The organism is Kribbella sp. NPDC026596, from assembly GCF_040638415.1.
In the GTDB taxonomy this organism is placed as follows: Bacteria; Actinomycetota; Actinomycetes; order Propionibacteriales; family Kribbellaceae; genus Kribbella.
The window spans coordinates 13740-35093 of sequence record NZ_JBEZYF010000059.1; the positions used below are offsets into that span (position 1 = coordinate 13740).

Annotated in this window: 24 protein-coding genes and 1 pseudogene; 12 read left to right on the forward strand and 13 right to left on the reverse strand. The window is 69.2% G+C overall.

Annotated elements, in window-relative coordinates:
• Positions 1 to 75: 75 nt before the first annotated feature.
• From AB0E63_RS35000 to AB0E63_RS35020, 5 genes are read right to left on the reverse strand one after another with little or no spacing between them, the layout of a single operon-like run.
• Positions 76 to 309, reverse strand: coding sequence for a hypothetical protein (locus AB0E63_RS35000; RefSeq protein ID WP_360375690.1), 234 nt, complete (start codon positions 307 to 309; stop codon positions 76 to 78).
• Positions 260 to 532 (reverse strand): hypothetical protein, encoded by a 273-nt coding sequence (locus tag AB0E63_RS35005; RefSeq protein ID WP_360375692.1) that lies wholly within the window; start codon positions 530 to 532, stop codon positions 260 to 262. Before AB0E63_RS35005 ends, AB0E63_RS35000 begins: the two co-directional genes overlap by 50 nt.
• Positions 529 to 1908 carry an FAD-binding oxidoreductase gene (locus AB0E63_RS35010; RefSeq protein ID WP_360375694.1) on the reverse strand — a complete coding sequence of 460 codons (1380 nt, stop codon included), beginning with the start codon at positions 1906 to 1908 and terminating at the stop codon, positions 529 to 531. The genes AB0E63_RS35005 and AB0E63_RS35010 overlap by 4 nt, the downstream gene beginning before the upstream one ends.
• Positions 1905 to 2984 carry a glycosyltransferase family 4 protein gene (locus tag AB0E63_RS35015; protein ID WP_360375696.1) on the reverse strand — a complete coding sequence of 360 codons (1080 nt, stop codon included), beginning with the start codon at positions 2982 to 2984 and terminating at the stop codon, positions 1905 to 1907. Before AB0E63_RS35015 ends, AB0E63_RS35010 begins: the two co-directional genes overlap by 4 nt.
• Complete coding sequence (locus AB0E63_RS35020; RefSeq protein ID WP_360375698.1) at positions 2981 to 3988, reverse strand: lysylphosphatidylglycerol synthase domain-containing protein; 1008 nt, start codon at positions 3986 to 3988, stop codon at positions 2981 to 2983. The genes AB0E63_RS35015 and AB0E63_RS35020 overlap by 4 nt, the downstream gene beginning before the upstream one ends.
• 81 nt (positions 3989 to 4069) lie before the next feature.
• Between AB0E63_RS35020 and AB0E63_RS35025 the strand changes: the two genes are divergently transcribed.
• From AB0E63_RS35025 to AB0E63_RS35055, 7 genes are all read left to right on the forward strand, one after another.
• Complete coding sequence (locus AB0E63_RS35025; RefSeq protein WP_360375700.1) at positions 4070 to 4897, forward strand: PIG-L family deacetylase; 828 nt, start codon at positions 4070 to 4072, stop codon at positions 4895 to 4897.
• A 45-nt stretch (positions 4898 to 4942) separates the two neighbouring features.
• The gene (locus AB0E63_RS35030) at positions 4943 to 5620 is read left to right on the forward strand and encodes a response regulator transcription factor (RefSeq protein ID WP_360375702.1); all 678 of its coding nucleotides are present in this window, start codon (positions 4943 to 4945) and stop codon (positions 5618 to 5620) included.
• A 3-nt stretch (positions 5621 to 5623) separates the two neighbouring features.
• The gene (locus AB0E63_RS35035; RefSeq protein WP_360375704.1) at positions 5624 to 6355 is read left to right on the forward strand and encodes a phosphatase PAP2 family protein; all 732 of its coding nucleotides are present in this window, start codon (positions 5624 to 5626) and stop codon (positions 6353 to 6355) included.
• Positions 6327 to 7715: a HAMP domain-containing sensor histidine kinase gene (locus AB0E63_RS35040; RefSeq protein ID WP_360375706.1), complete on the forward strand. Its 1389-nt coding sequence runs from the start codon at positions 6327 to 6329 to the stop codon at positions 7713 to 7715. Before AB0E63_RS35035 ends, AB0E63_RS35040 begins: the two co-directional genes overlap by 29 nt.
• A gap of 136 nt (positions 7716 to 7851) precedes the next feature.
• Positions 7852 to 8040 (forward strand): DUF1918 domain-containing protein, encoded by a 189-nt coding sequence (locus AB0E63_RS35045; protein WP_360375708.1) that lies wholly within the window; start codon positions 7852 to 7854, stop codon positions 8038 to 8040.
• 35 nt (positions 8041 to 8075) lie between these two features.
• On the forward strand, positions 8076 to 8249 hold the full coding sequence (locus tag AB0E63_RS35050) for a hypothetical protein (RefSeq protein ID WP_360375710.1): 174 nt from the start codon (positions 8076 to 8078) through the stop codon (positions 8247 to 8249).
• Between the two features lie 25 nt (positions 8250 to 8274).
• Positions 8275 to 9042 carry an SDR family oxidoreductase gene (locus AB0E63_RS35055; RefSeq protein ID WP_360375712.1) on the forward strand — a complete coding sequence of 256 codons (768 nt, stop codon included), beginning with the start codon at positions 8275 to 8277 and terminating at the stop codon, positions 9040 to 9042.
• On the opposite strand, the gene AB0E63_RS35060 is transcribed toward AB0E63_RS35055, so the two are convergent.
• Positions 8983 to 9513: a hypothetical protein gene (locus tag AB0E63_RS35060; RefSeq protein ID WP_360375714.1), complete on the reverse strand. Its 531-nt coding sequence runs from the start codon at positions 9511 to 9513 to the stop codon at positions 8983 to 8985. The two genes, AB0E63_RS35055 and AB0E63_RS35060, sit on opposite strands and share 60 nt — an antisense overlap.
• Positions 9514 to 9655: 142 nt before the next feature.
• On the opposite strand from AB0E63_RS35060, the gene AB0E63_RS35065 reads away from it, so the two are divergent.
• Both AB0E63_RS35065 and AB0E63_RS35070 read left to right on the forward strand, forming a co-directional pair.
• Positions 9656 to 10186: a SigE family RNA polymerase sigma factor gene (locus AB0E63_RS35065; RefSeq protein WP_360375716.1), complete on the forward strand. Its 531-nt coding sequence runs from the start codon at positions 9656 to 9658 to the stop codon at positions 10184 to 10186.
• Positions 10183 to 10812 (forward strand): hypothetical protein, encoded by a 630-nt coding sequence (locus tag AB0E63_RS35070; RefSeq protein WP_360375718.1) that lies wholly within the window; start codon positions 10183 to 10185, stop codon positions 10810 to 10812. Before AB0E63_RS35065 ends, AB0E63_RS35070 begins: the two co-directional genes overlap by 4 nt.
• Before the next feature lie 3 nt (positions 10813 to 10815).
• Here the strand turns inward: AB0E63_RS35070 and AB0E63_RS35075 are convergent, their stop codons facing one another.
• Entirely contained in the window at positions 10816 to 11703 is an 888-nt protein-coding gene (locus AB0E63_RS35075; RefSeq protein ID WP_360375720.1) for a LysR family transcriptional regulator, read from the reverse strand.
• 80 nt (positions 11704 to 11783) lie between these two features.
• Here AB0E63_RS35075 and AB0E63_RS35080 point away from each other — a divergent pair.
• A pseudogene (locus AB0E63_RS35080) lies at positions 11784 to 12569 on the forward strand (DMT family transporter); the annotation flags it as partial.
• Positions 12570 to 12671: 102 nt separating this feature from the next.
• On the opposite strand, the gene AB0E63_RS35085 reads toward AB0E63_RS35080, so the two are convergent.
• Positions 12672 to 14123 (reverse strand): ricin-type beta-trefoil lectin domain protein, encoded by a 1452-nt coding sequence (locus AB0E63_RS35085; RefSeq protein WP_360375722.1) that lies wholly within the window; start codon positions 14121 to 14123, stop codon positions 12672 to 12674.
• Between the two features lie 71 nt (positions 14124 to 14194).
• Positions 14195 to 15298 (reverse strand): crosslink repair DNA glycosylase YcaQ family protein, encoded by a 1104-nt coding sequence (locus AB0E63_RS35090; RefSeq protein WP_360375724.1) that lies wholly within the window; start codon positions 15296 to 15298, stop codon positions 14195 to 14197.
• A gap of 282 nt (positions 15299 to 15580) precedes the next feature.
• On the opposite strand from AB0E63_RS35090, the gene AB0E63_RS35095 reads away from it, so the two are divergent.
• Positions 15581 to 16396 (forward strand): hypothetical protein, encoded by an 816-nt coding sequence (locus tag AB0E63_RS35095; RefSeq protein WP_360375726.1) that lies wholly within the window; start codon positions 15581 to 15583, stop codon positions 16394 to 16396.
• 109 nt (positions 16397 to 16505) lie between these two features.
• Positions 16506 to 16772 (forward strand): hypothetical protein, encoded by a 267-nt coding sequence (locus tag AB0E63_RS35100; RefSeq protein WP_360375728.1) that lies wholly within the window; start codon positions 16506 to 16508, stop codon positions 16770 to 16772.
• A gap of 37 nt (positions 16773 to 16809) precedes the next feature.
• On the opposite strand, the gene AB0E63_RS35105 is transcribed toward AB0E63_RS35100, so the two are convergent.
• Genes AB0E63_RS35105 through AB0E63_RS35120 form a run of 4 tightly spaced genes read right to left on the reverse strand, consistent with a single transcriptional unit; the run spans position 16810 to position 21310 of the window.
• Positions 16810 to 19182, reverse strand: coding sequence for a glycoside hydrolase family 65 protein (locus tag AB0E63_RS35105; protein WP_360375730.1), 2373 nt, complete (start codon positions 19180 to 19182; stop codon positions 16810 to 16812).
• Complete coding sequence (locus tag AB0E63_RS35110) at positions 19179 to 19922, reverse strand: beta-phosphoglucomutase family hydrolase (RefSeq protein WP_360375732.1); 744 nt, start codon at positions 19920 to 19922, stop codon at positions 19179 to 19181. Before AB0E63_RS35110 ends, AB0E63_RS35105 begins: the two co-directional genes overlap by 4 nt.
• A 9-nt stretch (positions 19923 to 19931) precedes the next feature.
• Positions 19932 to 20897 (reverse strand): RNA polymerase subunit sigma-70, encoded by a 966-nt coding sequence (locus AB0E63_RS35115; protein ID WP_360375734.1) that lies wholly within the window; start codon positions 20895 to 20897, stop codon positions 19932 to 19934.
• A gap of 2 nt (positions 20898 to 20899) precedes the next feature.
• Complete coding sequence (locus tag AB0E63_RS35120) at positions 20900 to 21310, reverse strand: VOC family protein (RefSeq protein WP_360375736.1); 411 nt, start codon at positions 21308 to 21310, stop codon at positions 20900 to 20902.
• Positions 21311 to 21354 lie beyond the last annotated feature (44 nt).

Here is a 21354-nt window from a genome sequence, read left to right on the forward strand (position 1 = left end):
CTCAGCTGGGTATCGAAGCGCTTCGACAACGCTAGGTCGGCAACTTCACGCCGTCAAGTTGGTCCGGCTCGGGTCTCAGGGCAGGTAGAGCCCGGCACCGACCAGAGCGGCCCAGCTGAGACCGGCGACGAGCAGCACGGGATCCTGGAACAGTTCGCGTTCGGGGACTTCACCGTGACCGGTCGAGGCGAGCAGTCCGTAGCGGAGAAGCCCGGTCAGGAACGGTACGAACGAGATGGCCAGCAGTTCGCGGTAGACGTCATCTGACCGCGACCACCGCGAGGCTGAGGGGATGTTCCGCGCAGACATGCTCGAGCATCCCGTCGATCTCGTCGGCCCGCAGGCAGGCGTCGTACTGCGCGGTCGTCACCGAGAAGCCGAGGTCGCGGAGCTTCTCAGCGTTCCACCACAGCTGTCCACTCGGCCGCCCCGGCAGCACGACCCGCCGCGGCGGCGGCCCCAGCAGTTCGGTCAGTACGGCGAAGCCGATCTCCGACGAGCCGCCTACGAGTAAGGCGGTGCCGTCGGTCATCGCAGGAGGCCCAGGCGCTCGGCCAGGGCGGATGTCCAGCGGCGCTCCGGGTCCAGGCGGGCCTGCATGCGTTGCCAGCCGGGCAGTCGTGGATACATGACCGGGATGAGGTCTGGGTCGGTCAGCGCGTCCTTCGCCAGGTACACCCGGCCGCCCGCGGCCGCGACCAGCTTGTCGATCGGACGCAACGCCTCCGGGTCGTGCAACCAGCGCGCCGGCAGGTCGACGGCCAGCGTCCAGCCGGGAATCGGGAACGACAACGGCCCGGCGGTCCCGAAGCCGAGGTTCTTCAGCGTCGCCAGCGCGGGCGCCATCCGGCCGGTCGACAGGTAGCCCAGCACCTCCCGCAGAACGGCCGCCTCCTCCCGCGGTACGGCGAACTGGTACTGAGTCAACCCCCCACGCCCGAACGCCGCCGGCCAGGACTCGGCCCGGTCAAGCGGGCAGAGCGCCGAGTGCAGGGGGACGAGCTGGCTCTTGCGGGATCGACTGAGGTGCCAGCGGGTCGCGGAGGCGGCGAGAATCGTTGCCCTCGACATCAACCCCGGACCGGGCAGGGAGCGGACGGGCCGGGCCGCCGTGCTTCGTCCGCGGCGTTCGGGGAACGGAGGGACGGCGGCGGGGAGGTCCCGTGTTGTTGCCGGATGGAACTCGTCGACGATCGAGCGGCCGAGGGAGGGTCCGGTCGACCGGGCGTCCAGCCAGGCGACGACGTGGTGGTTCGGGTCTGCCTGCTGGTGCGTGGCCAGGGCTTCGAGCAGCGACAGCGTTTCGGCCAGGGACCCGGTCCGATGGCGTTGCCGGACGGCCCAGCCGGTCTCGACACGGTGGAGTTGGATGGCCGCCTGCAGGATCACACCGGTGAGGCCCATGCCGCCGATCGTCGACCAGAACGCGGCGGCGTCCTGCCCGGGCGACAGCTGGGTGGGCACGCCGTCCGAGCGGAGCAAGGCGAGCCACCGGACATGCCGGCCGAACGATCCCGCACCCGGGTGGTTCTTGCCGTGGACGTCGGAGGCGATCGCACCGCCTACGGTGATCCACTCGGTGCCGGGCATCACCGGGAGCAGCCAGCCGAGCGGCAGCGCCTGTTCGGCGATCTCCCTGAGCAGCACACCGGCTTCCGCCACGATCACTCCGTTGCCCTGATCGAACGAGATGATCCGGTCGCGCGCCGTCATGTCGAGCACGACCCCCTCACCGGGCAACGCCGCGTCACCGTAGCTCTTGCCGGCACCGCGGATCGTCACCTTGGGATCGGCCAGTACTGCGTCGACGACGCCGCCGTCGGTGTCCGGACGCCGTACCTGGCAGTGCTTGTGAGTCGTCCGCCCCCAGCCGGACAGTTCGGTCGTGCTGGAGTCGTCGGAGGTCATGATGCCGACGTTAGGGTCAGGGCACTGAGAGACACCTGAGTCTGGTACGTCGTCAGATGTTGAGGGATGACGTGGTCCCAGGTCATGGCTGGATCGGTGTCGTGGTTGTGCCGCTGGATCCGCGTGCGGAGCACCGGATCGCTGAGCAGCGCTGCGGTGGTCTCAGCCATCTGGGTGTCGGAGTCGACCAGGTAGCCCTCGACCCCGTGGCGGATGAACTCGCCGACCCCGCCGGAGGCCATCGCCACCACGGGAAGGCCGGCACAGCGGGCTTCCAGGGCGGCGACTCCGAAGGACTCCAGACCGGCGGGCGCGAGGTAGACGTCCACGGCGGCGTACAACTGCTGGATCTCGAAGCGGGTCAGGCGTCCGGGCAACTCGACCCAACTTGTCAGGCCGCGGCGCCGCACCTCGGCGGCAACTGACGCGGCTTGCGGCCCGCTGCCGACGATGACGGCTCTGACGTCCACGTCGGTGGGCAGGACGATGCGGATCCGCTCGAGGGTCCGCAGCAGGGCGATCGGGCGCTTTCGCCGGGTGAGCCGCATCGTGCTCACGATGGTCAGCGGATGCCCGCCATGCCTCGGGAATCGCCAGTGCGTGGGATCGACGCCGTTGTGCAGTACGTCGACCGGTCGGTTTGGCAACGACCGACGCAGTACGGCGGCCATCACCTCGCTGACCGCGGTCCATCGAGCTGGATCGACGTACCGGTCGAGCCGCGCGAGCGGCCACGGCATCATTGGACTGGGCAACGAGTGCAGCGTGATCACGGCGGCCGGGGCGAGGCGCGCCGCGCGCCAGGCGAGTGGCGACAGCAGGGACGTGTGGGCGTGCACGACGTCGAAGTGGTCCAGCGCACGACGCAGACGGTCGGTCGCTGCAGGCAACGGTACGCCGCCGAGCGCCGGGAGTCGTACGACGGGAACGTCGCCGGCCGCGGATGGACCGTCGGTGCTGGTGAAGACGGTGACCGGATGGCCTGCGCGGATCAGCTGTCCGGCGAGGTCGTGGACCTGGAGTTCGATCCCACCGAGTCGTGGGAGGTAGCAGTCGCTGACCAGAGCGATCCTCATCCGGCGGCCGCTTCCAGTTCGGCCGAGCGTGCCCGGGTCCGGCGCTGGGTGCAGAACCAGATCGCCAGCGTGATACCGCCGACCGGGATCTCCAGGACGTAGGTGAAACCGCGGAACAGCAGGAGCCCGGCCGCGACGCCGGCTGGGTCGCCGCCGAGGGCGACCAGCGCGGCGGCGGTGCCCACCTCGACCACCCCGGCCGCGCCTGGGGTGATCGGGACCAGGGTCAGCAGTCGCTCGACGGCCAGCGCGGTGAAGAGCACCGGAAGGGCGAGGGAGATGCCGAGGACGTGGAAGCACAGCCAGAGCAGGGCCAGTTGCAGCGCGAGGTAGGCGAGCATGCCGGCCGTCATCGGACGCCAGCCGTGACGCAGCACCCGCAGGATCGAGCGCCGCAGCTTCGGGAACTTTGCGGCCAGTTGCCTTCGGCGGATCAGCTTGTCCAGTCCGGCACCGATGCCCGCAGCAACTTTTTCGTCGGCAAGCATCCAGATGACCGCCGCCACGGCGAGCGGCACCGGAACGAAGACCAGACTCGCCGCACCGAACGCCGACGCGCTGTGCAGGATCGGCACCAGCGCGAGTGCGACCGCGATCACTCCGAGCTTGGAAACGATGTTCAGCAGGGTCGTCACGGCGAGGAAGCCGCCGAACGCGGCCGGGCTGAAACCCCAGCGGCGGACCATCGCGAAGTTCAGCCCGGTACCGGCCGCGCCGCCCAGCGGCAGGACATTCGCGACGGCGCTGCCGGTCAGACTCAGCGTCAGACCGCGGCGCTTCGTCAGTCCTGGCAGGGACGCGGCCAGGACGAACGAATGCGCCCACAACCCGGCGATCCAGACGATCGCCAGAACCACGAGTGCACCGGTGGAAACCCGGCCGAGGACGGCACCGACCTCGCTCCAGGTCGCACCCACCGCTCGCGGCAGCAGGACGATCAGGGCGGCGGTCGCCACCCCGCTCACGATCGAGGTCACGACCCGGCGGGGGGCTGTGGACTTCATCGCACCATCGTGGGAGGCGGCCGCTGAGAGAGCCCTGAGAGTCGGTCGAACGACCCTTGGCGGCCGTGCGATGCTCGGGAAATGGCGCATCCGCAGGAGACCGGCGCTGCCCGGTTCACGCTCGTGGCTTTCCACGCGCACCCGGACGACGAAGCGCTGCTGATGGGCGGCACGTTGGCCCGGCTCGCCGCCGAAGGACATCGCGTCGTACTGGCCGTCGCCACGGATGGCGAGGCGGGTGCGGCCGCTTCGTCGTACCGGTCGGCCGGACGGCTGGCGGCGTACCGGCGGGATGAGCTGGAGCGGTCGGCGGCCGCGCTTGGGTGTGCGCGGGTCGTCCGGCTCGGGTTCCGGGACTCGGGGTCGTCGGGTGCGGTAGCCGACGGCGCGTTCAGTCGTCTCGCGGTCGAGCTGGCGGCGGCGCCGTTGATCGAATTGCTGCGGGCCGAGCGCGCCGATGCGCTGACGATCTACGATCCGGCCGGCGGGTACGGACATCCGGACCACAAGCAGGTGTACGCGGCCGGTGTGTACGCGGCCGCACAGGCCGGTACGCCGTTGGTGCTGCAGGCAACGATCGACCGGCGGCTGATCCGTCGGCTGGTGCGCGTGGCCGGGGCAATTCCCGGCGTACTGCCGGCCGTCCGGGCAGCCGACTACGACCGCGCGTACTCCCCCACGTCGACGATCACGCACTGTGTCGACGTCCGTGCGTATGCGGACCAGAAGCGGCAGGCGTTCCGGGCGCACGCCAGCCAGGCGACCTCGGACGGCGGGGCGCGGACGCTCGGGCTGCTGCTCAAGCTACCGCCGTGGCTGTTCCGGCGAGTGCTCGGGCGGGAGTGGTACGTCGAACACGGCCGGACACCTGGTAGCCGGCTCGACGACGTGTTCGCGACGCTCCGATGAGGTCTACTCAGCGGATTCTCAGCGACCGGCAGTGAGACTGAGACCATGCGGGTGCTGATGGTGGAGGACGAGATCCGGCTGGCCGACACGGTCCGCCGGGGTCTCACGGACAGCGGGTTCGTGGTGGAGCTGGTGCACAACGGCGAGGACGCGGTGTGGGCGGCGACCGAACACAGCTACGACGTGATCGTGCTGGACATCATGTTGCCGAAGCTGAACGGGTACAAGGTGCTCGAGCAGTTGCGGGAGCGGGGTGTCTGGACGCCGGTGCTGATGCTGACCGCGAAGGACGGGGAGTACGACCAGACCGATGCGTTCGACCTCGGTGCGGACGACTACCTGACCAAACCGTTCAGCTTCCTCGTCCTGATCGCCCGGCTGCGGGCGCTGATCCGGCGGGGCGGTCCGGAGCGCCCGGTGGTGCTGACCGCCGGTGACCTGATGCTCGATCCGGCCCGGCGACGGGTCGAACGGGCCGGGCAGGAGATCGCGCTCACACCGCGCGAGTACGGCTTGCTCGAGTTCCTGATGCGTCACCGCGGCGACACTGTCAGCAAGCTCGAGATCCTCGCCGGCGTCTGGGACCCCGCCTTCGACGGCGATCCCAACGTGGTCGAGGTCTACATCCGCTACCTCCGCCTCAAGCTCGACGCCCCCTTCGCCCGCCACTCCATCGAAACCATCCGCGGCATGGGCTACCGCCTCGACCCCGAAGGCGGCTGAGCGGTGACCCTTCGACGGTTGCTACCAGTGGCGCCCGGTCTGCTGATCGCAGCCGGAGGCGCTGTGGCGGTCGCCGGGCTGGCCGATTCGGCGAGTGAGTCCGACGGACTGGCCGCGCACGACCTCGATTTCACCCAGGACGTGGTCGGGCTTCGCACTGTGCGGCTGACCGACGTGGCTCGGACGCTGACCTTCCTGGGCGACGTACCAGTCTTGGTGGTGCTCACGCTGATCGCCGCCGTGCTGCTTTGGCGCGTGACCAGGAGTCTCCGGCCGGCCGTGCTCCTGTCCGTCGCGATGGCCGGCTCGGGGGCTCTCACCTACGGGGTGAAACTACTGGTCGGGCGACCGCGGCCGGGGGCCGTCTATACGCTGGGCAGCGCGGACACCACCTACTCGTTCCCGTCCGGGCACACGTTGAACTCGGCCGTGTTTCTGCTGATGTTGGCTGCGCTGCTGTGGCGGGCCGGGATCGGCTGGCGAATTGCCGGTACGGCGGTCGCCGTACTGCTCAGCGTGGGGATCGGGGCCAGCCGGATCTACCTCGGCTACCACTGGGCCACCGACGTACTCGCCGGGTGGCTGCTGGCGGCGACGTGGTTGAGCTTGGTGGCGACCGGTGCCTACCTCACCCGGGACCTGGGAAGATGGTCGCTGAGAGGACCGGTGGCGGGTGAGCCTCGTGCGCCGGAAAGGAGCGCGTCCGGTGGCGGCGTGGAGCAGGGTGAGCGGTGAGCTGCGGCGGGCGAGTGTGCGGAGCAGGTCTACCGCGGCGGCGGTGGTCGTCGTGGCCGCGGCGCTGGCGCTCGGGGCCGCGGTCCTGTTGCTGCTCCTGCAGCGCGCGCTGATCACTGGGGTCTCGGACGCGGCCGACGGGCGGGCGGGCGACCTGGCGGGGCAGGTGACCGAGGAGGGTACGTCGGGACTGGCGCGGGACCTGACCGAGTCGACGCGGCCGAGCCAGCTGATCCAGGTGCTGGACGCGTCCGGGCGGGTGGTCGCGGCGTCGTCGGCGAGGGTCGACGACAAGGCGCTGACGGACCTGCGTCCCGCGCCGGGGGTGCTCGAGCGAGCCGACGTCGGCGAGATGCCGCTGATCGACGACGACCACGAGTACCTCATCGTCGCGCAGGGTGCCGCGTACGGCGGGCAGACGTACACCGTGGTCGTCGCGTCGTCGGTGGAGACGCAGCGGGAGACGGTCGCCACGGTCACGAAGTACCTGCTGGTCGGGTTCCCGGTGCTGCTGGTCGTGGTCGGGGTCGCGGGTTGGTTGCTGGTCGGGCAGGCGCTGGGACCTGTCGAGCGGATCCGCGCGCGGGTGCAGGGAATCGGGTCGGGAGAGCTGAGTGAGCGGGTCCCGGTTCCTCCGACGCGGGACGAGATCGCGCGACTCGCGACGACGATGAACGAGATGCTCGATCGGCTGCAGACCGGGCAGGCCATGCAGCGGCGGTTCGTGTCGGACGCCAGTCATGAGCTGCGGTCACCGTTGGCCACGTTGACCGCGGCGTTGGAGGTTGTGGAGGCGGACACCACCGGCCGGGCCTGGCAGGAACTGCATCAGGTGATGGAGGCCGAGACCGACCGGATGCGACAGCTCGTCGAGGATCTGCTCCTGCTGGCGAAAGCGGACGACGCCGGGTTGCGGATGCGGCGTACGGACGTCGACCTCGACGACCTGGTCGCGGCGGAGATCCAGCGTCTGCGGAGCTCTGCACCCGATCTCGCCGTGACGGGCGAGGTCCACCCCGTCCGCGTGGTCGGGGATCCGGCCCGGCTCAGTCAGGTGCTCCGGAACCTGGTCGACAACGCCGCCCGCGCCGCCCACAGCACCGTCCACGTCACCACGGCCGAGCAGAACGGGTCAGCCGTGATCACCGTGGCCGACGACGGCGACGGGATCCCCGAGGCCGACCGCCTCCGCGTCTTCGAGCGCTTCGTCCGCCTGGACACCAGCCGCGCCCGCGCCAGCGGCGGTTCCGGACTGGGCCTGTCCATAGCCCTCGAAATCACCCGAGCCCACCAAGGCACCATCACCCTCACCCCCTCCCCCACCGGCGGAACAACCGCCACCATCACCCTCCCCCGCTGAGCCACCGACATTCACTGAGGGGTGGTGCGGGCCGGGGTTCCGGGGTAAAGCTGGGGGTGATCCCGGGTGGCGGGCAGGCGTCACCCTCTCGGTGGTGATGGGGCGATGTGATGAACGGCGTGAGCGGGTGGGAGCGATGAAGGCGGCGGCGGGTGACCAGGTTGTTGTTGAGGGCAACCATGTGAGCGCGCACCGGCGGCAGGGCGAGATCGTCGAGGTGCACGACCCGAACGGTGCACCGCCCTACCTGGTGCACTGGAGCGACACCGACAGCGAGTCACTGTTCTTCCCCGGGCCGGACGCCCACATCATCCACGCAGAGTGACCGGGTCGAAACGGCGGAGCGTTCGGTGCCACGGGTTGGCGCGCAGCTCAGGATGGAGCAGAGCCGCGGCGACGCAGTACTTGCTGACCGCCTGCGCGATCGAGCGTACGACCGCCAAACCCGAGGCCCGCGCCGTCGGTCCGCCGCTGATCGTTGCCGCGGGCCGCGAGTACCTGCCAGGTGAGGCCCGGAATCCAGTTGCCCGATGACGGCCTGGGCCAGCAGGATCGGGGGATGACTTTCCCCACCTCAGATCGTCCCGTCGCCCTCGTCACCGGTGTCGGCCGCACCGTCGGTATCGGTGCCGGCCTGGCCCGCCGGCTCGCGGCGTCCGGGTGGGACATCGCGTTCACCTACTGGACGGCGTACGACGACCGGATGGACTGGGGCGTCGAGTCCGGAGCGACCGCCGAGATCACCAAGGAGCTCACCGCGCTCGGCGCGACCGCGGTCCCGATCGAGGCGGACCTGGTCGACCCGGCGGCGCCGGAGCGGATCTTCGCCACGGCCGAGGAGCAGCTGGGCAACGTCACGGCGTTGGTGATGTGCCACTGCGAATCGGTCGACTCCAGCATTCTCGACACGACCGTCGAGAGCTTCGACCGCCATTTCGCGGTGAACGCCAGGGCGACCTGGCTGCTGATCCGCGAGTTCGGGCGCCGCTTCACCGGACCGCGGGGCACCGGCCGGATCATCGCGCTGACCAGCGATCACACAGTCAACAACCTTCCGTACGGCGCGAGCAAGGGCGCCCTGGACAGGATCACCCTGGCCGCCGCGCACGAACTGTCACACCTCGGAGTCAGCGCCAACGTAGTCAACCCCGGCCCGATCGACACCGGCTGGATGAACGACGAGATCCGGGCCAGCGGCATCAAGCAGACCCCGCTCGGCCGGCTCGGTACGCCGGAGGACACCGCCAACCTGGTCGAGTTCCTCTGCTCACCGCGCGGCGAATGGATCAACGGCCAACTCCTGCTCAGCAACGGCGGCTTCGCCTGATCCACTCGGCCGGTAGAGCTCCGCGGCCCCGGCCGCCAGGGTCAGCGAGAGGACCAGAAAGCCGCCGTGGAGCACCCACGGATTGACCGGGTCGTCTCGGGTGGTGACCCACAGTCCGGCCTGGGAGAGCGCGATCCCGGCGACGCCGGCCAGCCGCGCCCAGAGGTGCGGCAGGTAGAGCAGACCACCGAGCAGGAACGCGGGGAGAAAGATCATCCCCGGGCTGGCGAACGTCGGCAGACACAAGATCGCCAGCACCCGCCACCACCGTGACCGGCCGGTACGGCGGAGGCCGTTGAGCAGACCGAGGACCAGGCCGGAGACACCGGTCAGCGCGAGGATCATCGCGGTCCCGGTCCAGCTGAACTCGGGCTCGGTGGAGATCAGCCGCATCCAGCCCCGGGCTGCGATCCCCCAGCCCACTCCGAGCCCGAGTCCGGCCGCCGTCGTGGTCAGCACTCGTACTGTCATCTCTCCCCCTTGACGTCCATGCTGGGAGCACGGATCACTACGACAGACGAGCCACCGCCGCGGCGCGGGTGACAGCGAAAACACTTCCGTCCGCCTGTCACCCGGTTCGGCGGGTCACTCGTCCGTAGGGGTGATGGGGGCTATGGATGCGGCTGCGGAGCTGTCCGCCGACGGGGTGCGACCGGATGCGGACGCGCTGGTGATCGCCTTGTTCCGGACCGAGGCCGCGCGCCTGGTCCAGCTCGCCCGCTGGTTCGTCGACGACCGGACCGCGGCCGAGGATCTCGTCCAGGAGGCGTTCCTGCGCCTGGCCCGCAACCACCACCGGATCCACGACCAGGACCGGGCGGCTGCATACCTGCGCTCGATCGTGATCAACCTGGCCCGCGACCACAACCGCCGCGGCCTGGTCTCGCTGCGGCACCGCCTGCCGGCCGAGCCCGACGACCGCTCGGCCGAGGACCACGCGACCGAGAGCGAAAGCCGGCAAGCGGTCATCGCGGCCCTGCGCGCACTCCCCCGGCGCCAGCGGGACTGTGTCGTCCTGCGCTACTACCTCGAACTGTCGATCGCCGATATCGCCGACACCCTCGGCCTGTCGCCGAACTCGGTCAAGACCCACCTGCAACGCGGCCTGCGCGCGCTGAAAACCGATCTGGAGGTCCAGGGATGACCCAGCGACCCAGCACTCCCGGCGACGAGCCGTCCGAGGTCGAGCGCCGCCTGTACGACGCTCTGGACCCGGCGGCGACCCGGCCACCTGCACCCGACCTGTTCGAGCGCGTCCTCGGCAGCATCGCCGACGACCGGATCCGGCGCCGCCGGATCACCCGGGCAGCGCTCGGACTGGTGGTCAGCATCTTGTTGCTGACGGCAATCGTTCTGCTCGTCACGCCGCGGGCGGCGAACGGTCACCTGGTGATCGACTGGTGGATCCTCGAGCTGTTCACCGACGTCCTGCTGATCGGGCTGGCGCTCTGGCTCGGGCCGTTCATCAAACGGTTCGGCCGCGCGTACGCGGCGGATGTCTTCCACGACAATCCGCAGACCGGCAAGAGCTACATCGTGCTGACCGACATCGTGTACTACCTGATCTTCGCCGCCTACATCTTGTTCACCGTCAGCTTCGAACCACGGGAGAACTGGGGTCTCGGCGTACTGCCCGCCCAGGTCGCCTTCGAGGCCGGCCGGATCGGCGGCATCCTGCTCGTCATCGGCGTACTGCATGGGCTGAACATCGTGCTGATGCCGGTGCTCGGCCGCCTGTTCTCGCTGAACCGCAGGATCTCCGGGCGGTGACTCTCAGGCTCTGATGGTTGCGGCGGCGGATCGGAGGTTCGTGAGCGTGGTGCGGACGGCTTGGCGGGCGGTTCGTTCGGGGCGGTGGAGTACGTCGATGTGCCGGCGGGCGTGAACTCCGCGGAGCGGACGGAGTACGACGGCTGGGTGGCGGCGGGCGGTCCAGCGCGGGATCAGGGCGATGCCCGCGCCGGCAGCGACGAGTTCGGTGACGACGGTGAACTCGTTGACCCGGTGGACCAAGTCCAAGCGCTGGTTGGCGGCAGCGCCGATCGCCTCGATCGTCGCCATCAGCGGGAACCCGTCATGCACGGTGATCCACGGTTCGCGGGCGACGTCGCGCGGGGTCAGCGATCGCTTGGCCGCCAGCGGATGGCCGGCGGGTACGGCGACGTCCAGCGGCTCATGCAGCAGCGGGGTGACTGCGACCGTGCGCGGCCAGGCGGCACCGTGATCGAGGCGATGCGCCAGCACGAGGTCGTACTCGCGGGTCAGCGGTGGAAACTCGTCCTGCGGCACATCCTCGTCGTGCAGGCTGAGTTGCGGCGCGGCCTCGGCCTTCAACAGCAACGGAAAGAACGTCGCGGCGGCGCTGTGGAAGGCGGCGACGGAGACTGAACCATCGGGCTGCTCGACGAACTCGTCGACGGTGTGCCGAGCGCGGGCGAGCGCCGACTCCACGTCGGCCGCCGCGCCGGCGAGCGCCCGCCCGGCCGCGGTGAGAACCACCCGCCGGCCGTCGCGTTCGGTCAGCGGGACCGGGATCGATCGCTGCAACAACCGCAACTGCTGCGAGATCGCCGACGGCGTGACCAGCAACGCGTCCGCGGCCGCGGTCACACTCCCCAGCTCACCGACTTCCCTCAGTACCCGTAGCTGCCGTTCGTCCATCTTCACACTGTAGGCGCTCTACAAGGTTGGTTTAGAAAGTGGTCCTTGGCTACAACGTCGGGAACCGTCACCGTTGAGCCGTGCCCGGATCCCGCCGTACCGACCTCGTCCTGTTGCTGGTCGCCCTGGTCTGGGGTTCGAGCTACCTCGCGGCCAAGACCGCGACCGGCAGCGTGCCCGTGCTGGCCGTACTCTTCGTCCGTTACGGCATCTCCGCGATCGCCCTGCTCCTCTTCGTCCGGCGGTTCAGCCGCGACGAACTGAAGATCGGCGGCCTGCTCGGCCTCACCCAGGCGGCCGTTCTGGTGCTCGAGACGTACGGCGTCACGCACACCACCGCGGCCAACGCGGGACTGATCATCAGCCTCACGCTCGTCCTCACACCACTTCTGGATCGCCACCGGGTTCCGCCGCGGTTCTTCCTGGCGGCCGGGGTCTGCATCGTCGCAGTCGGCCTGTTGATGTCGGGCAACGGTCTGCACACCCCAGGCATCGGCGACCTGCTCATGCTCGCGGCCGCCGTCGTCCGCGCCGGCCACGTCGCTCTCGTCGGCCGCCTCACCACCGGCCTGCGCCCGCTGCAGGTGACCACGGTCCAGACTCTCGTCGGTACGGCGCTCTTCGCGGCACCCGCCGTACCGCAGCTACCGGCGATCACCGGCACCACGACCTGGCTGCAGCTGATCTATCTCGCCTTGTTCTGCAGCGTGTTCGCCTTCCTGGCGCAGACCTGGGCCGTGCAACGAACGTCTGCCAGCAGAGCCAGCCTCCTGCTCGGCACCGAACCGATCTGGGCCGTTGCCATCGGCATCCTTCTCGGCGGCGAACACCTCACCGCCCTGGCCGCACTCGGCGCCGTCCTCATGCTGGCCGGCACCACCTGGGGCCAATCCATCGAACGCACCCACCGCGAGGGCCCCGCCGTGCAGGCGAGGTCCTCGGCGGTTGGGTCCGTCCGAGGAAGGCAGTTAGGAGCGGGTCCACTTCTGGTCGTTGGAGCCGTTGCAAGGGGCGGTGGTGACGGCGGCGCCGTTGCCCGTGCCCGTGGCGGTGAGGCAGAGGGCGGGAGTGGCGACGCTGGTGACGGTCTGGTCGGCGTTGAGCTCCCACGCCTGGTTGGCGGCGCCGGTGCAGGACTCGATGGTGGTGGCTGAGGTGCCGGCGGTCATGCACTTGTCGGCGTACACAGTGAGCTGCTTGGTCGCCGTGTAGTTCCACGACTGGTTCCCGCCGTTGTTGCAGTCCCACAGGTCGAGCGCCGTACCAGGGCTGGTCGAGAAGCCGGGTACGTCGACGCACCGGCCGCTGGCCACACCGCGCAAGGGCTCACCCGGCGGCGCGGGCGGCAGCGTGTTCGTCGGCTCCGTCTTCAGCAGACCCCAGCCCCACCACAGCTGCGCGCGGCCGCTCTCGCTGTTGACCTGAAGATCCCTAGGGCCGACCTGCGTGGTCATCGAGTACGAGTCGCCGGTCCGCAGGCCCGGCCAGTAGACGATGCCCATCTTCTGCTCGTTCGCCACCTGGGTGAGCGCACCGAGGTACGCCGTGTAGACGTTGCCCTCGTGGTTGCCGTAGTTCAGGCCGATCGTCATCGGCGAACCGGCCTCGTCGATGATCGTGCGCCAGCCGTACGAACCGATCCGCGGCCGCAGGTTCGCGAGCCAGGCGGCCTCGTTCGTGTCGGAGGCCCAGAAGCCGTAGAAGTGCAGCGACAGCAGCGTGCCCTGCAGCTCGGGCGCCGCGCCGACACCGGTGACGTTGTCGTTGTAGCCGGTGCCGGAGATGACGATCCGGCTGCGCGGGACCGTGGGGTGGTCGGCGATCCAGGTCGAGGTCAGCGACACCCACTCGGTCAGCGAGTAGCCGAAGGGCTCGTTCATCGGCTCGAAGTACACGTGCGGGTTCTTGCCGTAGGCCTGCACCACGGTGTCCCACATCGCGGCGTACTCGGCCGGGTCGTCGACCCGCCCGTCCTTGGCGTTGTCGGCCTCCCAGTAGCTGAGGATCACCTTGAAACCACTCGCGACCGACGCGTCGATCGCCCCGCGGTAGGAACTCCACCAGGTGGTCCCTACGCTCGACGGGTTGATCGGCAGCCGGATCGTGTTGGCCTTCAGCTCCTTGCGGAACTCCCCGACGATCCCGGTGGCCTTCTGGTACGTCGTGCGGTAGTCGTCGGTCGTGCTCAGTCCGGACGGGACCACTTCGTCGTCCGCGTAGTTGTCCCGCGGGTCGGCCCAGTTCACCCCCCGGAAGTCGTTGGTCCCGGCCGGTCCGCCCGCCTGCACGGCGGCGGCGGGTGCGGGTGCGGGTGCGGTCGGCGTCGCGGTGGGCGACGCCTCGGCCTGGACGGTGATGGCAGCTGCGATGGCGGTGGCAGCGAGGGCTGCGGCGGCGATACGGCGAACTGTTGATCTCACGCCGCGATGTTCACGTAAACATCAGGACACGTCAATGCCTCATGTTTGCGTCAACATCGATGTGACCGGGGTCACATCATGAGGATTAGCTCCAGCTGCAGCCAGTGGGCGAGGTCGCGCAGCTCACGGTGGACGGCGGCGGTGAGCGACTTCGAGAACGGCACGTCCTCGTGGATCGCGTCGACCCGGAACACACCGGCCTTGCGGTCCGAGGTGGCGTCGACCTTCCCGACCAACCGGTCGCCGTGCAGGATCGGGAGCGCGAAGTACCCCCATTTGCGCTTCGCGACCGGCTTGTACATCTCCAGCTGGTAGTCGAACTCGAACAGGTCCGCGATCCGTTTGCGGTCGTACACCAAGCGGTCGAGTGGTGAGAGCAGCGCCGTACGTCCGGAGAAGGGTTGGCCGAGCAGCTCCGGGTGGACGCGCCATTCGCCTCGGACACCGTCGACGACGGCCCATTCCCCCGCCACTCCGGCGTCGAGAGGCTCCACCAAGTACTCCAGACCACGGGGTCGGGCGATGCCGAGCGCGTGCAGCCGCTGCTCGTCGCGAATCCGCTCCGCCTCGGCGACCGGGATCATCGGCTCGTCGGGGTAGACGCGCGTGGCCAGATCCCACAGGCGATCGCGGCCCTGGCGACCGGCGACCGCGACCTCACCGCGTTGCAGCATGAACTCGAGCAGCTGCGACACGTTCCGATTGTTGGTCCAGCCGGAAGACTTCCATGGCACCACGCAGGTGTCCGGCAGCTCGCGCATCATCAGCGGGCCGTCCTGTCTGAGCCGCTCGAGGAGGTCCAGGCGGCACCCCTCGTTGGCCATCACCCAGTCGCGCCGGTACTCCTGCCAGTCGAGCAGCGGCCCACTCCCGGGCCACTCCGCCATCTCGGCCCGGAACAGCGCCACACTCTCGGGCGGCCGGACGAACCCCTGCAACTCCACCAGCGCTTGCGTCTCCAGCGCCTCGGTCAGCTCTTTCGGCGAGTACGACGATCCGAGCCGGCTCCACGCAACCAGATCAGCGTTCGGCGCCACCGCGGCCGTCTGATCGAACTGCACCGCCGCCAACCGCCGGACGACGTCGAACAGATCGCCCGGCCGCTCGCTCGTCAGCACCTGCGCCCGCACGGCGATCCGCCGAGCATCCCGTCGCGAAAGCTGGTGCACAGTCACACCGCGAGGCTAAGCCACCCCATAGACAATTCCCCCCCGCGATCAGGACGCCCTGCGGCTGCCGCGCAGCGTAACGGGGCCGGGACGGTCTGGGGCGTCGGTGGGTCCGCGAATGCCGGAATCCTGGGCGGTGGGAGTTGCGGAGACGGCCGAAACGTTGTCCAGCTACTCCGCGTGATGCAAGACTGGGAGAGAACTGGAAGGTGGGGACCGAAAAGTTCGGTGGTGTTGGGGGTCATCGTGACGATATGTAGTCGGGCACTTATGCCCTTTGGTGTATTGATGGTGGTGGTCACCGCGGTGGCCTGTTCGAGTGCGGAAGGCGCGGGCGACGGAGACGGCGGCACGACCGTCGTACCGACTCCCTCGATCGTCATCCCGAAGACGCAGCCGGCGCTGAAGCCCGCGACGGATTGCTCGAAGTCCACGGAGCCGTTGCAGCCGGAGTCCGATGTGGACGGCGTCCAGTTGGACATCAGTACCGACCCGAGCCTGACGTCGTTGCTGGTCAAGAACACCGGCAGCCTTTCGGTACTCGTCACTCCCGATTCGGGCTTCACCACCCGGCTGGTCGCGGCGCCGTACGCGAGCCCCAAGGACGAGGCGTCGAAGGCGGCGCTGGCCGCAACCGCCGGCACCGGAAGCACGGACGTCGATCGCGGGCTTCCGGCGTACCTGCCGAAGTCGCAGGTGTTCGTCGTACCGCCGCAGTGGGCGGTCTGCGGGCTCACCGACGACGTGCGCAGGACCGCGGCCGTGCGGTATCTGCGGGACAAGAGGTCGAGCGCGGAGTACTTCGTGGCGAAGGGACTGGCCGACCAACTGCTGCCCCAGTTCGACGCGAAGACGGTCAGTCCGACACTACAGCGGTGCACGAAGGCCACTCTGGAGATGCTGAAGGTCCGTAAGGACCTACTGGGCGTCGAGCTGTACGCCGAGATCCTCGATGCGAAGTCCACCTGCCGCGCGGGATACAAGGCCCTGCTCGGCAACGACGAGCGGGCCGCCCAGCGCACCGGCACCGCGGTCCTGAACCTGCTGGAACGGACCGCGCGGCTGCTGGAGACCAGCAAACTCTATGAGGCACTGGCCCAATAGCCGACCAGGGTCGACTCCGGGTGCGATCAGGGTGAACTCCACTGCCGCCGGCCTCAGCCGGGCCGGACACTGGACAACAGACACCCTTGGCTCTCGGAGGACACAGAACATGATCGGCTTCATCGTCGCCGGACTCATCATCGGAGCGCTGGCACGGCTCTTCACGCCCGGCAAGCAGAAGCTCGGCCTGCTCGCCACGCTGCTGCTCGGCCTGGCCGGCTCGGTGATCGGTGGCACGATCGCGAGCGTGCTCGGCACCGGCGGCATCTTCGAGCTGAACGTGCTCGGCTTCGTCGTCGCCGTGATCTCCTCGGTGCTGCTGGTCGGCACCGCGGAATCCCTGTCGGCCCGCAAACACCAGGCCATCAAGAACTAGCAACCACGCACAACAACCAGGCACTGACGACGCAGGGTCAGCTGCCCCGGTCGTTGCTGGCCATCGCCGCTCGCGGTTCGCGGCCGGGTGGCTGCGGCGGCCGGGGCAGCAGCGGTCGGCGCTTCTCGAGGGTCCGGATCACCGGCTGGTCCGTGGTGACCGTGATCTCCTCCCCCGCGTGCTGGAGCGTCACGCTGGCATCTTCGCCGTTGTGCACCGAGTACTTCACCGACAGCGGATCGATCTCGACCTTCAACCGGGCACCTCGCCAGCGGATCGCGAAGCTCAGCCCGGACAGGCCCTGCGGAAGCGCGGGATCGAAGCACAGGCAGCCATCCCGTTCCCGCAGACCGCCGAAGCCGGCGACGAGAGCACTCCAGGCACCACCCAGCGACGCCATGTGCAGGCCGTCACCGGTGTTGTGATGCAGGTTCCGCATGTCGATCAGCGCAGCCTCGTAGGCGTAGTCGTAGGCCAGGTCCAGGTGACCCACCTCCGCCGCCATCACGGCCTGCACGCACGCCGACAATGACGAGTCCCGGACGGTCAGCCGCTCGTAGTAGTCGAAGTTCCGCGCCTTCTCCTCCGGCGTGAACGCGTCGCCACACCAGTACGTCGCCAGCATCAGATCCGCCTGCTTGACCACCTGCATCCGGTACAGCTGGAAGTACGGCGCGTGCAGCAGCAGCGGGTACCTGTCCTTGTACGCCTCGAAGTCCCAGACGGCGTACCCGGTGAAGCCCTCCGACTGCGGGTGTACGCCGAGCTCCTCGTCGTACGGCACGTACACCGCGGCGGCCGCATCCCGCCAGGTGGCTTCCTCCTCCGAGTCGACACCGAGCTCCCGGGCCATGGTCGGGAGCCGCGCCGCGGTCTCCGCCGCCGAGCGCAGGTTGCGCGCCGCCATCAGGTTGGTGAAGACGTTGTCATCGGCAACGGCGCTGTACTCGTCCGGTCCGGTCACGCCCGGCAGATGCCAGCGGCCGTTGCGGTCATGGTGGCCCAGTGACATCCACAGCCGGGCCGTCTCGATCAGCAGTTCCAGCCCGACCTCCTCGAGGAACTGGTCGTCGCCGGTGGCCCGGTGGTACCTCATCACCGCTTCGGCGATATCCGCGTTGACGTGGAAGGCCGCCGTACCGGCAGGCCAGTAGCCGGAGCACTCCTGTCCCCGGATCGTTCGCCATGGGAAGGCCGCGCCGCGCAAGCCCAGTACTTCGGCGCGCTCGCGGGCCATACCGAGGGTCGAATGTCGCCAGCGCAGGGCATCGCCGGCCGCACCGGGCATCGTGTAGGTCAGCACCGGCAGGACGAACCCCTCGGTGTCCCAGAAGGTGTGTCCGTCGTACCCGGCGCCCGTCAGTCCCTTCGACGGGATGGCCCGCCGCTCCGCCCGCGCACCGGCCTGCAGGACATGGAAGAGCGCGAAGCGCACCGCCTGCTGCAACTCTGGATGTCCCTGCACCTCTACGTCGGCGCCGTCCCAGAAGTCGTCCAGGAAGTCGACCTGCTGCTTGATCAGCCCGTCCCAACCGGAGAACCGGGCACTTGCCAGCGCGGCCGTGACCTGGTCCCGGATAGCTGTCTCCGACCGCAGGCTGGACCAGCCGTAGGACAGGTACTTCACCACGCGCAGGCTCTCTCCCGGCTGAAGCTGGCAGATCACTGTGGAGCGAGCCCAGTCGTCGCGGACGTCCAGGTCCATCGCGTAGCGGACCGTCGTGTCCACCTCGTGGCCCATCGCGGCGGCCATCAGCTGACGGCTGCGCGTGGTCCGGTGAATCAGGACGACACCGTTCTCACCGCCGTCGTGACTGACCGGCTTCAACGGGTTGTCCAGTACGGCGGCCACCCGCGGATCGTCGGACAGCTTCGGCTGCGCCTCGTTCGCGACCAGCTCGGACTGGACGACGAAACGCGCGGGCTGGTCCACCGGCTCGACGATGTACTCGATCGCCGCGACGGCCCGCTGGGTCAGCGACACCAGCCGGCGGCTGCGGACCCGGATCCGCTTGCCACCTGGCGAGGTCCAGTCGACGTCCCGCTCCAGGATCCCGGTGCGGAAGTCCAGGGACCGCTCGTGCTTGCTGAGGTAGCCGTACCGGATGTCGAACGGCGAATCGTCCACGAGCAAGCGGATCAGCTTGCCGTTGGTGACGTCGACGAGCGTCTGACCGGACTCGGGGTAGCCGTAGCCGGCTTCGGCGTACGGGAGTGGGCGCTGCTCGTAGAACGAGTTCAGGTAGGTGCCGGGGATCGCGTACGGCTCGCCCTCGTCGAGGTTGCCGCGCAATCCGATGTGCCCGTTCGACAACGCGAACAGCGACTCCGACTGCGCCAGCTTGTCGAGCGCGAGCCGCGTCTCCCGCAACCGCCACGGCTCGATCGGATGATGCCCGCGGTCGATCATTCGTCCTCCAGCAGTTCGGCCAGGTCCCGAACCACGACGTCGGCGCCGTGGTTCTTCAGCTCATCCGCCTGTCCGACGCGGTCCACACCGATGACATGCCCGAAATGCCCAGCCCGGCCGGCCGCCACACCTGCCAGTGCGTCCTCGTACACCGCCGCCTCGGCCGGATCGACCCCGAAACCCTTGGCCGCGGCCAGGAACGTGTCGGGCGCCGGTTTCCCCTGCAGGCCCTTGGTCCGAATCGTGACGCCGTCCACGACCTGCTCGACGTACTGCGCGAGTCCGGTCACCTTCAGCACTTCGTGGGTGTTGGCGCTCGACGACACCACGGCCCGCCGGAGTCCGGCCTGTACGGCGGCCTGCAGATAGCGCCGCGATCCCTCGAAGACGTGCACGCCCTCGGTCCGGATCCGCCGCTGAACGGCCTCGTTCTTGCGGTTCCCGAGACCGTTCACCGTCATCGCGGCCGGCCGGTCGTCCGGCGTACCCTCGGGCAGGTCGATCCCGCGCGCGGTGAGGAAGTCCCGCACCCCGCTGGCCCGTGGCTTGCCGTCGACGTACGCGTCGTACTCCTTGCGCGCGTCGAACGGGACGAACGCGATCCCGTGCTGCTCCGCATAGTCCCGGAGGAACTCGTCGAACATCTCTTTCCACGCGGCGGCGTGGACGGCAGCGGTATCGGTGAGCACACCATCCAGGTCGAACAAGCAGACCCGGATCCCCGCAGGAAGTCCCAGCATGTCCCCAGACTAGGTCGTCAACTGGTTCGGTAGACCGAAGGCCGGGAAACGGGAGTAGCCGAAGGTCATGATCTCGACGATCTTGCCGTCGTGGACCCGCAGCACGTCGAGCTTGAACGCTCGCCACACCGTGTCGCCCGGACGGAGCAGGTACGACGCTGCCGCGGGCAACCGGTTCGCCGAGGTCGGGACGAGGCGCCACTCGCCGTCGCGGTCCGGCCCGAAGGCCCGCTCGAAGAGCGGAAGGCACGCGGCGAGCCCGTCGAACGAGAGGTGGTCCGGCGGCATCGACACCCGCAGTTCCTCGGCCGCGATCGCAATCGCCGCCGCCGCGTCACACCGCTGGTGCGCGTCGATGAACCGATCCAGAACGTCACGCTCTTCCGCGGTCGGCCGAGGTGCGCTCCAGTCCGCACGACGGGCCGGCAGTCGCTGCTGCATCGTCGTCCGGGCCCGCTGCAACGCACTGTTCGCCGCGGCCACGCTGGTCTCGAGCAGTACGGCGGTGTCCGCCGCCGACCACCCGAGCACGTCCCGGGCGATCAGGGCGGCCCGCTGCCGCGCCGGCAACGCCTGCAGTGCGACCAGGAACGCCAGCTCGATCGTCTCCCGATCCACCGCGACCGCATCCGGCTGGTCAGCCGGTGGGGCGATCTCGTCGAGCAGCTGGTCCGGGTACGGCTGCAGCCAGACCAGGTCCCCGGGTGACGCCGTACGACGGGTGTGCCGCCGTACGACGTCCAGACACACGTTGGTCGCGATCCGGTACAACCACGCCCGGAAGTACGTCCGCCCGTCGAAGGAGTCCCGGCCGCGCCAGGCGCGCAACAGGGTCTCCTGGACGGCGTCCTCCGCGTCGTCGAAGGACGCCAGCATGCGGTAGCAGTGCACGTGCAGCTCACGCCGGTACTGCCCGGCGAGGTCGGCGAACGCGGTCTCATCACCCGCGAACGCCGCCTCCTCCAGCGTGGTCACTTTTACGCCCTTCCCACCTCTTGGACCGTCCAGCCGTTGCCGTCCGGGTCCGCGAAGGTGAGGAAGGTTTCGTAGTCGGCCCGCTTCGGGCTCACGCCGGTCTGCTGACCCTCGGCGGTGAAGTGGAACGGCTCGCTGACCTCCACACCCCGCTCGACCAGCTGGGCCCGGGCGGCCTCGATGTCGTTCACCACCAGATGCGTGCCCTGGTACGTGCCCGGCTCCGCCTTGGTCAGCCCGGTGCCGATCGTGATCGAGCAGGCTGACCCCGGCGGGGTCAGCTGCACGACCCGGAACGCGTCCCCGGCGCTGTGGTCGACGTCCTCGTGGAACCCGAGCTGCTCGGTGTAGAACTTCTTCGCCCGGTCAACGTCCGACACCGGGACGATGACGAGTTGGAGCTTCCAGTCCATCTGCGGCCTCCTGCGATCGGGTCGGTCACAGTCTGACCGACGCT

Coding starts and splice junctions, on each gene's coding strand:
- AB0E63_RS35025 (WP_360375700.1), top strand. CDS start 4,070: ATGGCGCATCCGCAGGAGACCGGCGCTGCCCGGTTCACGCTCGTGGCT.
- AB0E63_RS35045 (WP_360375708.1), top strand. CDS start 7,852: ATGAAGGCGGCGGCGGGTGACCAGGTTGTTGTTGAGGGCAACCATGTG.
- AB0E63_RS35000 (WP_360375690.1), bottom strand. CDS start 309: ATGTCTGCGCGGAACATCCCCTCAGCCTCGCGGTGGTCGCGGTCAGAT.
- AB0E63_RS35105 (WP_360375730.1), bottom strand. CDS start 19,182: ATGATCGACCGCGGGCATCATCCGATCGAGCCGTGGCGGTTGCGGGAG.
- AB0E63_RS35015 (WP_360375696.1), bottom strand. CDS start 2,984: ATGAGGATCGCTCTGGTCAGCGACTGCTACCTCCCACGACTCGGTGGG.
- AB0E63_RS35010 (WP_360375694.1), bottom strand. CDS start 1,908: ATGACCTCCGACGACTCCAGCACGACCGAACTGTCCGGCTGGGGGCGG.
- AB0E63_RS35070 (WP_360375718.1), top strand. CDS start 10,183: ATGACCCAGCGACCCAGCACTCCCGGCGACGAGCCGTCCGAGGTCGAG.
- AB0E63_RS35005 (WP_360375692.1), bottom strand. CDS start 532: ATGACCGACGGCACCGCCTTACTCGTAGGCGGCTCGTCGGAGATCGGC.
- AB0E63_RS35055 (WP_360375712.1), top strand. CDS start 8,275: ATGACTTTCCCCACCTCAGATCGTCCCGTCGCCCTCGTCACCGGTGTC.
- AB0E63_RS35060 (WP_360375714.1), bottom strand. CDS start 9,513: ATGACAGTACGAGTGCTGACCACGACGGCGGCCGGACTCGGGCTCGGA.
- AB0E63_RS35065 (WP_360375716.1), top strand. CDS start 9,656: ATGGATGCGGCTGCGGAGCTGTCCGCCGACGGGGTGCGACCGGATGCG.
- AB0E63_RS35100 (WP_360375728.1), top strand. CDS start 16,506: ATGATCGGCTTCATCGTCGCCGGACTCATCATCGGAGCGCTGGCACGG.
- AB0E63_RS35110 (WP_360375732.1), bottom strand. CDS start 19,922: ATGCTGGGACTTCCTGCGGGGATCCGGGTCTGCTTGTTCGACCTGGAT.
- AB0E63_RS35095 (WP_360375726.1), top strand. CDS start 15,581: ATGGTGGTGGTCACCGCGGTGGCCTGTTCGAGTGCGGAAGGCGCGGGC.
- AB0E63_RS35075 (WP_360375720.1), bottom strand. CDS start 11,703: ATGGACGAACGGCAGCTACGGGTACTGAGGGAAGTCGGTGAGCTGGGG.
- AB0E63_RS35020 (WP_360375698.1), bottom strand. CDS start 3,988: ATGAAGTCCACAGCCCCCCGCCGGGTCGTGACCTCGATCGTGAGCGGG.
- AB0E63_RS35120 (WP_360375736.1), bottom strand. CDS start 21,310: ATGGACTGGAAGCTCCAACTCGTCATCGTCCCGGTGTCGGACGTTGAC.
- AB0E63_RS35030 (WP_360375702.1), top strand. CDS start 4,943: ATGCGGGTGCTGATGGTGGAGGACGAGATCCGGCTGGCCGACACGGTC.